This window comes from Micromonospora sp. Mcm103 (genome assembly GCF_024519755.1).
GTDB classification, from domain to species: Bacteria; Actinomycetota; Actinomycetes; order Mycobacteriales; family Micromonosporaceae; genus Micromonospora; species Micromonospora aurantiaca.
On record NZ_JALJRJ010000002.1, the window covers coordinates 350,953 to 362,971 of the forward strand.

Here is a 12,019-nt window from a genome sequence, read left to right on the forward strand (position 1 = left end):
CGACCCGCACCACCGAAAGGAACCTGATGCGTCGTCTCGCCGTCGCACTCACCGCCGCCCTCGCTCTCGGCGTCGGCCTCACCGCATGCGGGGAGAGCGACCCCGTCGCCGGCACCGGCACCGGGGAGACCCGGGAGATCACCCACGCCATGGGCACCACGAAGGTGCCCGCCGAGCCCAAGCGCGTGGTCGTGCTCGACACCGACAAGATCGACACCGCGCTGTCGCTGGGCGTCACCCCGGTCGGCGCGGCGACCGCCGGTGAGGCGAAGAGCTGGCCCACCTACTTCGGCGCGGACAAGCTCGCCGGCATCACCGAGGTCGGCGTGCTCACCGAGCCGGACCTGGAGGCGATCAACGCGCTCAACCCGGACCTGATCCTCGGCAGCAAGTTCCGCCAGGAGAAGTTCTACGACGAGCTGTCCAAGATCGCCCCGACCGTGTTCACCGAGAAGGTGGGCATCACCTGGAAGGAGAACTTCCTCCTCGACGGCACGGCACTGGGCAAGGAGCAGCAGGCCAAGGACCTGCTGGCCGAGTACGAGAAGCGGGCCAAGGACTTCGGCGCGAAGCTCGGCGACGCCTCGTCCCGCAAGGTCTCCATCGTGCGCTTCATGCCGACCGAGATCCGCCTGTACGGCCCTGATTCGTTCTCCGGCATCGTCGTCGGCGACACCGGCCTGGGCCGCCCGGAGCGGCAGATGCTCGCCGGCAAGGAGGACAAGCGGATGGACCGGGTCAGCCCGGAGCGCATCGCCGAGGCCGACGGCGACGTGGTGTTCGTGACCGCGTACGGCGAGAAGGCCGCCGCCGAGCAGGCGAAGGTCACCGGCGGCACGCTGTGGAAGGGCCTGTCCGCGGTCAAGGCCGGCAAGGCGCACGTGGTCTCCGACGAGATCTGGATGACCGGCATCGGCGTGGGCGCCGCCAACAAGATCCTGGACGACCTGGAGAAGTACCTGGCCGCCTGAGCCCTGATCACCCGCGCCCGTCCAGCCCACCGGCCGGACGGGCGCGGATGTGTCTCAGGCCGCCAACTGCCAGAGCAGGAACGCGTTGAGCGCCACCACGAACGCGGTGATCGCCACCGCCGAGGCGGTGGTGGCCCGGCGGTTGACCAGGCTGCCCATCAGGTCCCGGCGGCGCGTGAACATCACCACCGGGATCAGCGCGAACGGGATGCCGAAGCTCAGCACCACCTGGGACAGCACCAGCGCGCGGGTCGGGTCGACGCCGATCGCGAGCACCGCCAGCGCGGGCAGCAGCGTGATCATCCGGCGAACCAGCAGCGGGATCCGGCGGCGCAGGAAGCCCTGCATGATGATCTCGCCGGCGTACGTGCCGACGCTCGTGGAGGCGAGCCCGGACAGGAGCAGGGCGACCGCGAAGCCGACCGCCGCCGCCGTGCCGAGCGTGGCGGCGAGCCCGGTGTGCACGCCTTCGAGGGTGTCGGTGCCGGGGATCGACGTGCCGTGGAAGCTGCTCGCGGCGACCAGCAGCATGGCCAGGTTGACCGCGCCGGCGATGCCCAGCGCGATCAGCACGTCGATCCGCAGGCCCCTGGCGATCACCCGCCGCTGCGTCTCGCCCTCGGCGGGCAGGCGGTTCGGGGTCAGCGCCGAGTGCACGTAGATGACGTGCGGCATCACCGTCGCGCCGAGGATGCCGGCGGCGAGCAGCATGCTGTCGGTGCCCTGCATCCGGGGCAGCAACCCGGCCGCGGCGTCGGACACGTCCGGTTGCGCGCTGACCAGGTTGACCGCGAACGCCAGCACGATCACGCCGAGCAGCACGGCGATGGCGACCTCGAACGTCCGGAAGCCCCTGGCGCGCAGCGCCAGGACGGCGAACGAGGCGGCGCCGATGATCAGGCCGCCGGGGAGCAGCGGGACGCCGAACAGCAGGTACAGCGCGACCGCCCCGCCGATCACCTCGGCCAGGTCGGTGGCCATGGCGACCAGTTCGGCCTGCGCCCACATGACCCGGTTGAGCGGCCGGGGCAGGTGCTCCCGGCACAGCTCGGGCAGGCTGCGCCCGGTGGCCAGGCCGAGCTTCGCGGTGAGCGTCTGCACCAGCATGGCGGCCAGGTTCGCCGCCACCACCACCCAGACCAGCAGGTACCCGTACCGGGCCCCGGCCGTGGAGTTGGTGGCGAAGTTGCCGGGGTCGACGTAGGCGACCGCCGCCACGAACGCGGGCCCGAGCAGGATGAGACGACCGCGGACCGGGCGCGGGGCGCGGGCGGTCCGTAGCGGGGGTACGACAGGCGAGTCGTTCGTTACCACTGGTGCTCCTCGACGGACGACGGGCGGCGGAACGGGACGACGGACGGCGGGGACGAGGCGGAGTCAGGCGGGTTCGTGCCGAGCCGCCGCCGGGTTGCGCTCCAGCGCGTCCGCGAACGGGACCAGCGCGACGAGGTCATGGAGTCCCCGGCCATGCCGGGGTGTTCCCGACTATTACCCCACATATGCCTCTAACCTGAGCCTGGAGAAGAAAGCGCACATCAGGGGCGGTGCCGCCCGGCTCGCGGTGGCGGTCGCCCGGGCGGTGACGACCGCCGCCCTGCTGCGGCGGCACCTCCGGCCCGACCGGTCGCCCCGAGCGCAGCACGCCGAACGGCCGTCCCGGGAGCGGGACGGCCGTTCGGTGGGGGGCGGCGGTGAGCCGGAGCGGATCGCTCGGTCAGGCGGCGGTGGACCAGATGGCCCGGAAGGCGGCCGCCTCACCGGCGAGCCACTGCTCGATCTGCTCGGGCTTGACGTCGGCGGGCATCCGGTGCGCCTCGCCGCGCCGTACGTCGACCAGGACCGGCTCGGCGTGCGGCAGCACCGCGTCCATGTGCCGGGCCATCAGGTGCAGCGTGGCGAGGGTGGCCTCCTCACTCGGCGGCGCCTCGTCGAAGTGCAGCCGGATCGCCTCGGCCCGGCCGTCGGCGTACCGGACGCCGAACTGTGGGTTGATCTTCACGGGCAGATCACCCAGCATCGCGAGGGCGTCGCGGGTCTGCGCCAGGTCGACACCGGCCGGCTCGCCCAGCGAGTGCAGCCAGCGGGTCGCGCCCGGCACGAGCGTCTCGTAGAGCGGCCGCCAGCGCGGCTTGACCAGGTCGGCGACCTGCGCCAGGTGCGTGCCACCGGTGTGGAAGGCGACGTCGGCCTTGAGCGCCTTGACGAACTGGCCGTGCGGGTTGAACCCGTGCCGGCTGGCCCGTTGCCGGCGCAGCCCGCCGACGAAGGTGGCCTTGGTGGGGCCGGTGCGGTCGACGTACCGGGTGAATCCGAGGAGGGTGGCGTAGGGGGTGACAGGGGTCGCGGAGGTGGGCGCAGTCACGAGCATCCTCCCAGGTCAGCAGCTCGATTAGTACATACATTCTAATCGACAGGTCTGACATCGCCCAGGGGTTCGGCGGAGGTTCTTGTCCTGTCCGGGGGTATCTGGCACAGTCGGGGACACCTGGCAAACCTGATGGCACGAGCGTCCGGGCCAAGTGGCACATTGTGTCTGTCCTACCTCGCCTCTGGCGGCCTATGGTCCCTTGGTGACTTCAGATGAAGAGCCCGATCCTCTGCGTGCTGGCCGTCATCGGCCGCATACAGGTGGCCGTAGCCGTAGGGTTCACCCCCGGTTCCGTCCAGAGGAGTACGTGGAGATCATCCGCGCGGCGACAGTGGCCGGGTTGACGCCGGCTGGCTACGTCGGGGATGTCGCTCTTGCCGTCGCCCGTGGCGGAACTCTTGGAGGGAAGGCGGATCAGTTGGCTGTTACTCCCGGTGAGTTGGCGACGATCCAGCGCCAGTTGTTCGCCGCGCGCACGGCGGTCAATCGGGACTGCGTAGATTTCCGTGTGACCTGGTCCTTCCTGGACAGGACGTCGATCCTGTCCAAGGAGGACCACGTCATGGCAGACAAGCTTCCTGAACCGACGGGCGGCTGAGGTGGAGTTCGCGCAGCAGCTGTTCGAGCGGGCCAAGGCCGACGGAGTCTCGTTGGTCGGCCCGGGTGGCCTCCTTGCGGGGATCACCCGCACCGTCCTGGAGCCCGCGTGCGCCGGGACATTGGCGGACCAGCGAAGGCCCTATACGGCTCCACGTTCAGCGTAGAAAAAGGAGCTCACGGTGCCTCGGGCCATACCGCACCGGTTAAACAAGTTAGAAGTGAATTGTCATGACCGGGACGGAGATGGCGTACAAGGCGTCACCACCGGGCTCGCGCCGGGTGAGGATGATGGTGACACTCATCTGCTCCGGATCGACGTACGGCGCCTGGTAGCGCATCATCGGGCCGTCCTCGTTCTGCTTCCAGCGCGTGAACCAGGCGACGGCTTCGGGATCGCCAGGGTTGCGCATGTCGATGTAGGCACCGACGTGCAGGGCGGCCCGGGCGTGCCCGGCCAGCGCGGCCTTGCGATACCAGTGCTCGGCCAGGCTGTGCAGCTGCCGCCGGGCCAGCAGGTCGGCGATGCTGTACGCGGCCCCGGCGTGACCGGCGACGGCGGCCCGCAGATAGATCGGTTCGGAGCTCGGCCGGTCGCCGCCCCTCTCGGTCAGCAGCGCAAGCCGGTACGTTCCCTCGGGGTGGCCCTGGTCTGCGGCCTTCGCGTACCAAGTCATCGCCTCGTCATCGGCTTCCGCCCGTTCTCGGGTCACCCCGAGCAGAAAGCAGCCATCCGGGTCGTCCCGTTCGGCCGCGAGCCGTAGCCAGCGTTCGGTCTCCTGCTCGTCGTCGCGTTCCTGGGCCAGACTGACCGCCGCGTTCGCCCGTCCGGCCTCGAAGGCTCGCAGCCACCAGTCCCGGGCGCCCGCGCGATCGCCGTCGTCCCACAGCAGCCAGCCGTAGGCCTGCATGGCGGGTGCGCATCCGGCCTCGGCCGCCTTGCGGCTACACCGCCGCGCCGTTGTCATGTCCCCGCTCAGCGACGCCAAGACGGCAAGGTTGTGGGCGGCTTCGGCGTTTCCGGCGTAGGCGGCCTGACGCAGCCAGCGTTCGGCCTCGCGTGCGCGGCCCGTTCTGAGCAATACACCGGCCGCGCGCCAGGCGGCCTCGGCGCTGCTCCGTTCGGCAGCGGAGGTGAACAGGTTCAGCGCCTCCTCGCCCCGGTATGCGAGTTCTAGCAACATGCCTTGCACGACGACGGCCTCCAGGTGGCCCTGGTGGAAGGCCTCCTCCCACCAGGCGAGCTCCTCGCCGCTCGGCTCGTCGCGCGCGGCCAGCAGCTTTGCCAGCGCGACCATTGATTCCGCATCGCCAGCTTCGGCGGCTGCGCGAAGGTCCGTCTCTCCTGCGGGCGTCGACGCCAGGTGGCGGCCGCGCCGTTGCTGCCGGCGGAACCTCACTGACCGCAGGAGCCGCTCCGCCGCGGGATCGTTCTCGATGTCGGCGCGGCGCAGCCAGTACTCGGCAGGGACCAGGCGATCCTGATCGGCGAGGATGTGGCCGAGGCGCGCGGCGGCCCGCGGATCCCCGGCACGGGCCGCTTTCCCGTACCACCGGATCTTGCCGGAGACGTCGCCGTCGCACTCCGCGACGACGCCGAGCTCGTAGGCGGCCTCCACGGTTTCGTAGAGCCGTTTCGCCTCGGCCAGGTCACCTTGCTCGAATCGGAGGTTGCCGAGCTCGGTCACCGCCTCCGGCAGCCCAGTGGCGGCTGCGCGGGCGAGCCATTCCTCGCTCGCCACGGTGTTGCCGATCGATGCGTAGGCCATGACCAGGTTCAGGGCGATCTGCGGGTCGTGGTCCGCCGCGGGTAGGTAGCACGTGACGGCTTCCGCCGGCCGGCCGAGCAAGTGCAGGACGTTGCCGAGGTAGTTCCGGCAGACAGGGTCGCCGGTCCCGTCCACCAGACGGCGTAACAAGGGCTCGGCCGCGGCGTGATCCTCGATGTCCAGGTATCGCTGGGCGAGGGCGGCCACGGCCGCGAGGTCGCCGCCCTCCACGGCCTGGACGGACAAGCGCAGCGCTTCCTGGTGCTCGCCGCGCAGCTCGGCCGCCTCCGCGCGGGCCAGCAGCGCCGGCGGGTCGTCGCCTTGCCCGGCGTCCCCGTAGAACGCGAGCGCCTCCTCTTCGCGGCCGGTGCCGGCGAGCAGGCGGGCCAGCGGCACCAAGGCTTCGCGCAGGCCACCCGCCACCGCCGCGCGGGCCCAGTACTCCGCCTCGACCAGGTCGTCGCGTTCGGCGGCCAGCCGGCCGAGCTCGTAGGCGACGTTCGGGTCCGCGTCGACCTGCGCGGCCGCGCGCAGCCAAGCCTCGGCCTCCTCAGCACGCCCGAGCCGGGCGCAGAGCAGGCCGATAGCCGAGAGAGCGTCCGGCTCGCCCGCGTCGGCGGCTTGCCGGTAGAACTGCTCGGCGGCCTCCGGATCGCCGCGCTCGGCGGCGAGGTTGCCCAGCAGGACCCATGCGCGGGGCTCGCCCTGGCCGGCCGCGGCCGTCAGTATCGTCGCAGCCCGATCCGGCTCGCCGGCGCGAATGGCCGCTGCGCCCACCGTGACCAGCTCCGCCGAGTCGCTCACCTCGACCGCGTACCGCCAAGCGCCGTCCGGGATCGGCCGGCCTTGCTCATCCGCCTGGTCGGCGAAGTAGTCGAGCGCGTCGTAGACGCCGAGGGCCTGGTAGTACCGGACCAGGGCGACCTGCGAGATCGCGGGCCTGCAGGCCCAGTCGACACCGGTCAGAAAGCCGGCGTCGTCGGGATGCGGCCAGGGAAACAGGTGGTCCATCTCGCGCGCGTAGAGCTCCCGCAGGCGCTCGCCGGTCAGCGGTCGGGGACGGCCCATCCTGATCCAGTCGATCGCCGCTTGCGTGGCCGCGAAGCCGTGCGGGTTCTCGTCCTCCGCCGCCGCAAGGCGCATGGCCAGTTCCTCGATGGCGACCAGCCGCTCGGCGACACCCACCAGCGGATCACTGAAGTCCTCGCCCGGGTAGAGCTGCCGGGCCAGGTCGAGTTCGTCCCGGTCCAGCGCGCGTGGCAGATGGACCCGGCCGCGCCGGGCCCGATGCAGCACGAGCCGGGCTGGCTCGGCGTCGCCGCTACGTGACGAGGGAATCGTGGCCACGACGACCGCCCGCGGCTCGCGCTTCGCGGCCAGGTCGAGCTCGGCCACGTCGAGCGCGCCCGCGTCGAGGTACGCGTGCAGGTCGTCGAGCCAGATCACCAGCTCGCCGGCATCGATCGGGGTTCTTACGTCGATTTCCAGGATTTCGCGTACGGCCCCCCGCCCGGCCACCGGATGCACAAAGGCCGCGCCCGGGGCGAAGGCAAGCACCGCCTCGAACGCCGTCCGCGATTTGCCGGCCTTCGTGGCCCCCACCACCAGCACGAACGGCTCGGCGGCGAGTGCGGCCCGCAGCTCATGGTCGGCTTGGCGCGCGACGTACGGTGCCGCGCCAGCGAGCGAGTGCCGCGTCGGCGTGGCACCGACGGAGTGCGGGTCGACATCGCGGACCCGCGGTAGCCTCCCATCCACCGGCGCAGTGCGCAGCAACGATTTCAGCGTCGCCTTCCCCGCGTGATGGATGTGGACGTCGCCCTCGAAGTAGCCGGTGTTGACGAACGCGCCATCACTGGCCTCCCCGTCGCCGGTGTTACGGACGGTCGGGCCTTCGGTCACGACCGCCGCCGCACGACGCCGGTGTTCGCCGTCGAGCCGGGCCCCTTGGCGACCGCCTTTCCCGTGTCGGCCACCCGCACAGGCCGGTCGCCGCCGTCGGCGGTCTCGAGGCCCGTGGTGGCCTGGCCGCCGTCAGTGGCCTGTGCCGTGCCGCTGTTCTCGACCTGATCCGCAGGGTGCTGGTCCGCGGGCTGCTCCTGCGCGGTCGAGGTCGGCAGCAGATAGGGCGCGGCCAAGGCGGCGACCGCGACGACCAGCGCAGCACAACTCGCGATCTTGTCCGCCCGGTCAAGGCCGGCCGCCACGAGGTAGCCGATCAGCGCGAGCACGATCACCGCGAAGACAACGCGGCCGGTCCAGATCCAGCGGCTTGTCCGATGAGGCATGGCAACCACCCCCTGCCTGCAGTCTACGGGAGCCATACACGTTTGGTGATCTTTCGATTACCCGATGGTCGGACTGGCTGAACCGATGAAGTCGTTACTACCGCGGCGCGTGGTTGCATGGCGGCGTGGGGATGCCGCGGCGGACGTGGTGAGCTTCCCCCGGTTTGGCGGAGCTTCTCAAACATGATCGACTGATCATGGGGAGGAAGTATCCGTGGCAGCACCGAAGAAGTACCCCGACGAGCTGCGGGCGCGTGCTGTGCGCTTGTATCGCGAGTCGGACCCGAAGCCGACCATTCGGCGTCTGGCCGAGCAGCTGAACGTGCATCACGAGGCGTTGCGTAACTGGATCCGGCAGGCCGAGGCTGATGCGGGTGAGCGTCATGACCGGCCGACCAGCGAGATGGCGGAGGAGAACCGCCGGCTGCGGGAAGAGGTCGCTGAGCTGCGGCGGGTGAATGAGATCCTGCGTGCTGCCAGCAGTTATTTCGCGTCGGAGCTCGGCCCGACCCGGCGACGGTCATGAGGTTCATCGACGAACACAGTGACCGCTTCGCGGTCGCGCTCCTGCTACGGGTCCTGAACATTGCCGAGTCGACCTACTACCAGTGGGTGAAACAGGCCGGGCAGCCTTCTGACCGGGACCTGGTCGACCTGGGCTTGATCTCTGGCTGATCGACCAGCTCGGCGCCCGCCGCCGGGGCGTGGCGGTCTGCCCGCCCCGGGTACGGACGGCCCTCATCGCCTGGCGCGACGCCCGCCGGACGACAGCCCACGCGCGGCGCGCACGATGAACGGCGGCCCGCCTCGGCGCGCCGCCGCTACAGCTGACCCACGTCGGTCACCCGGACCACCGCCGCGCCGGTCTCGTCGGAGGCGGCGAGGTCGATCTCGGCGCTGATGCCCCAGTCGTGGTCGCCGTCCGGGTCGTCCAGGATCTGCCGTACGGTCCACTTCTCGCGGCCCTGCTCGATCATCAGCAGCGCCGGCCCGCGCGCGTCCGGCCCCACCCCGATCGAGTCGTACGTCTCGAAGTACGGCTCCAGCGCGTCGGCCCAGGCGTCGGCGTTCCAGCCGTCGCCCGCGTCCAGCTCGCCGAGCAGGTCCCAGCGCCGCAGCGCGGCCAGCTCGACGCGGCGGAACATCGCGTTGCGCACCAGCACCCGGAACGCCCGCGCGTTGCGCGTCACCGCCGGCGGCCGGTCGTCCAGCGAGGCGGCCACCTCGGCCACGTCCGACGGGTTGCGCAGCCGCTCCCACTCGTCGATCAGGCTGGAGTCGACCTGGCGGACCAGCTCGCCCAGCCACTCGATGAGGTCGACCAGTTCCTCGGTCTTCGCGTCCTCGGGGACGGTCTGCCGCAGCGTCTTGTACGCGTCGGCGAGGTACCGCAGCACCAGCCCCTCGGAGCGGGACAGCCCGTAGAACTGGACGTACTCGGGGAACGTCATCGCCCGCTCGTACATGTCGCGGACCACCGACTTGGGGGAGAGCTGGTGGTCGGCGACCCACGGATGGCCCTGCCGGTACATCTCGTACGCGGAGTCCAGCAGCTCGGCGAGCGGCTTGGGCCAGGTCACGTCGTCGAGCAGTTCGAGGCGTGCCTCGTACTCGATGCCCTCCGCCTTCATCGCGGCGACCGCCTCGCCACGGGCCTTGAACTGCTGCGCGGACAGCACCTGGCGCGGGTCGTCCAGGATCGACTCGATCACGCTGAGCACGTCGAGCGCGTACGACGGCGACTCCCGGTCGAGCAGTTCGACTGTGGCCAGCGCCAGCGGTGACAGCGGCTGGTTGAGCGCGAAGTCGAGCTGGAGGTCGACGGTGAGGCGTACCCGGCGGCCGGTCTCGTCCGGCTCCGGCAGCTCCTCGACCACGCCGCCGGCGCGCAGCGCCCGGTAGATGGCGATGGCCCGGCGGATGTGCCGGCGCTGCGCGGCCGGGTCCTCGTGGTTGTCGGTGAGCAGGTGACGCATCGAGGCGAACGCGTCGCCGGGGCGGCCGATCACGTTGAGCAGCATCGAGTGGCTGACCTGGAAGCTGGAGGTGAGCGGCTCCGGCTCGGCCTCGACCAGGCGCTGGAACGTCGGCTCGCCCCAGCCGATCGAGCCCTCCGGCGGCTTCTTCTTCACCACCTTGCGGCGCTTCTTCGGGTCGTCACCGGCCTTCGCGAGGGCCTTCTCGTTCTCGATCACGTGCTCGGGGGCCTGCACCACGACCCGGCCCAGCGTGTCGAACCCGGCCCGCCCGGCCCGGCCGGCGATCTGGTGGAACTCGCGGGCCTTGAGCAGCCGGGTCCGGGTGCCGTCGTACTTGCTCAGGCCGGTGAACAGCACGGTACGGATCGGCACGTTGATGCCGACGCCGAGCGTGTCGGTACCGCAGATGACCTTGAGCAGGCCGGCCTGGGCGAGCGTCTCGACCAGGCGGCGGTACTTGGGGAGCATGCCCGCGTGGTGCACGCCGATGCCGTGCCGGACCAGCCGGGACAGCGTCTTGCCGAAGCCGGAGGTGAACCGGAAGTTGCCGATCGCACTCGCGATCATGTCCTTCTCGGCACGGGTGCAGACGTTCACGCTCATCAGCGCCTGGGCGCGTTCCAGCGCGGCGGCCTGGGTGAAGTGCACGACGTACACCGGGGCCTGCTTGGTCTCCAGCAGCTCCTCCAGGGTCTCGTGCAGCGGCGTGGTCGCGTACGAGAAGAGGAGCGGGACCGGCCGCTCGGCCGAGCGGACGACGGCGGTCGGCCGCCCGGTGCGCCGGCTCAGGTCGTCAACGAAGCGGGTGGTGTCGCCGAGCGTGGCCGACATCAGCACGAACTGGGCCTGCGGCAGCTCGATCAGCGGCACCTGCCAGGCCCAGCCGCGGTCCGGCTCGGCGTAGAAGTGGAACTCGTCCATGATCACCTGGCCGACGTCGGCGCGGCGGCCCTCGCGCAGCGCCAGGTTGGCCAGGATCTCCGCGGTGCAGCAGATGATCGGCGCGTCCGCGTTGACGCTGGCGTCGCCGGTGAGCATGCCGACGTTCTCCGCGCCGAAGACCTCGCACAGCGCGAAGAACTTCTCCGAGACCAGCGCCTTGATCGGCGCGGTGTAGAAGGTCGTCCGGTCGTCCGCCAGCGCCGCGAAGTGCGCCGCGATCGCCACCAGGCTCTTGCCCGAGCCGGTCGGCGTATTCATGATCACGTTCGCGCCGGAGACGATCTCGATGACCGCCTCCTCCTGATGGGGATAGAGGTCCAGGCCGCGCTCGGACGCCCAGGAGGCGAACGCGTCGTAGAGGGTGTCGGGATCGGCGGTCTTCGGCAGCGCGGCGGTGAGAGTCATGGCGGCTCCCATCGTGCCTGGATCACACCCGGCCGCGCCAACCGGGTTCAGTGCGCCGGCTTCAGTGCCGCCGGTGGATCAGGTCGAAGACCTCCCGGCCGGCGGCCAGCGCGCGGCGTTCGAACTTCGTCACCGGCCGGTGCCCAGGGCGGGGCGCGTAGCCGCCGTACACGTCGACCAGCTCCGGGTCGGCGGTGAGCGTCTCGCGCATCGACTCGGCGTACTCGGCCCAGTCGGTCGCGCAGTGCAGCGTGCCGCCCGGCGCCAGCCGGGACCGCAGCAGCGCCACGTGCGCCGGCGCGATGATCCGCCGCTTGTGGTGCCGGGTCTTCGGCCACGGGTCGGGGAAGAAGACGTGCACCGCGTCCAGGCAGCCCTCCGGCATGGCGCGGACCAGGTCCAACGCGTCGCCCTCGGCCACCCGTACGTTGTCCAGACCGTGGCGTTCCACCAGGTCGAGCAGGTTGGCGATTCCCGGCGTATGGACCTCGACCGCCAGATAGTGTCGGTCCCGGTCGGCCGCCGCCATGGCGGCGGTGGCGTCGCCCATGCCGGAGCCGATCTCCAGTACCAGCGGCGCCCGTCGTCCGAACAGCGTCGTCGGATCGCACGGCCCGTCGAGGGCGGCGATCTCCAGGCCGTACGCGGGCCAGAGCCGGGTGAGCGCGTCGCGCTGCCGCTCGCTCATCCGTCCGCGACG

At 71.0% G+C, this 12,019-nt stretch carries 10 protein-coding genes; 4 read left to right on the forward strand and 6 right to left on the reverse strand.

Features of this window, described 5'->3' with window-relative positions; genetic code table 11:
- Positions 1-26: 26 nt before the first annotated feature.
- The gene (locus OC439_RS04175; protein ID WP_262012279.1) at positions 27-971 is read left to right on the forward strand and encodes an ABC transporter substrate-binding protein; all 945 of its coding nucleotides are present in this window, start codon (positions 27-29) and stop codon (positions 969-971) included.
- A 54-nt stretch (positions 972-1,025) separates the two neighbouring features.
- Here OC439_RS04175 and OC439_RS04180 read toward each other — a convergent pair whose 3' ends face one another.
- Together OC439_RS04180 and OC439_RS04185 are read right to left on the reverse strand one after the other, a co-directional pair.
- Positions 1,026-2,285 (reverse strand): Nramp family divalent metal transporter, encoded by a 1,260-nt coding sequence (locus OC439_RS04180; protein WP_262012280.1) that lies wholly within the window; start codon positions 2,283-2,285, stop codon positions 1,026-1,028.
- A 400-nt stretch (positions 2,286-2,685) separates the two neighbouring features.
- Complete coding sequence (locus tag OC439_RS04185; RefSeq protein ID WP_262012281.1) at positions 2,686-3,333, reverse strand: hypothetical protein; 648 nt, start codon at positions 3,331-3,333, stop codon at positions 2,686-2,688.
- Positions 3,334-3,646: 313 nt separating this feature from the next.
- Between OC439_RS04185 and OC439_RS04190 the strand changes: the two genes are divergently transcribed.
- Positions 3,647-3,937 carry a hypothetical protein gene (locus OC439_RS04190; RefSeq protein ID WP_262012282.1) on the forward strand — a complete coding sequence of 97 codons (291 nt, stop codon included), beginning with the start codon at positions 3,647-3,649 and terminating at the stop codon, positions 3,935-3,937.
- 214 nt (positions 3,938-4,151) lie between these two features.
- On the opposite strand, the gene OC439_RS04195 is transcribed toward OC439_RS04190, so the two are convergent.
- Both OC439_RS04195 and OC439_RS04200 read right to left on the reverse strand, forming a co-directional pair.
- The gene (locus OC439_RS04195) at positions 4,152-7,607 is read right to left on the reverse strand and encodes a tetratricopeptide repeat protein (RefSeq protein ID WP_262012283.1); all 3,456 of its coding nucleotides are present in this window, start codon (positions 7,605-7,607) and stop codon (positions 4,152-4,154) included.
- A complete protein-coding gene (locus tag OC439_RS04200) occupies positions 7,604-7,993 on the reverse strand; it encodes a hypothetical protein (protein ID WP_262012284.1) in 390 nt (129 codons plus the stop codon). Before OC439_RS04200 ends, OC439_RS04195 begins: the two co-directional genes overlap by 4 nt.
- Positions 7,994-8,207: 214 nt before the next feature.
- Between OC439_RS04200 and OC439_RS04205 the strand changes: the two genes are divergently transcribed.
- Positions 8,208-8,519: a transposase gene (locus OC439_RS04205; protein ID WP_262012285.1), complete on the forward strand. Its 312-nt coding sequence runs from the start codon at positions 8,208-8,210 to the stop codon at positions 8,517-8,519.
- Positions 8,516-8,668, forward strand: a complete 153-nt coding sequence (locus tag OC439_RS04210; RefSeq protein ID WP_262012286.1) for a hypothetical protein — start codon at positions 8,516-8,518, stop codon at positions 8,666-8,668. Before OC439_RS04205 ends, OC439_RS04210 begins: the two co-directional genes overlap by 4 nt.
- Positions 8,669-8,814: 146 nt before the next feature.
- On the opposite strand, the gene OC439_RS04215 is transcribed toward OC439_RS04210, so the two are convergent.
- Both OC439_RS04215 and trmB read right to left on the reverse strand, forming a co-directional pair.
- The gene (locus OC439_RS04215; protein ID WP_262012287.1) at positions 8,815-11,319 is read right to left on the reverse strand and encodes a DEAD/DEAH box helicase; all 2,505 of its coding nucleotides are present in this window, start codon (positions 11,317-11,319) and stop codon (positions 8,815-8,817) included.
- A gap of 61 nt (positions 11,320-11,380) precedes the next feature.
- Positions 11,381-12,007 carry a tRNA (guanosine(46)-N7)-methyltransferase TrmB gene (trmB, locus tag OC439_RS04220; RefSeq protein ID WP_262012414.1) on the reverse strand — a complete coding sequence of 209 codons (627 nt, stop codon included), beginning with the start codon at positions 12,005-12,007 and terminating at the stop codon, positions 11,381-11,383.
- Positions 12,008-12,019: the final 12 nt, after the last annotated feature.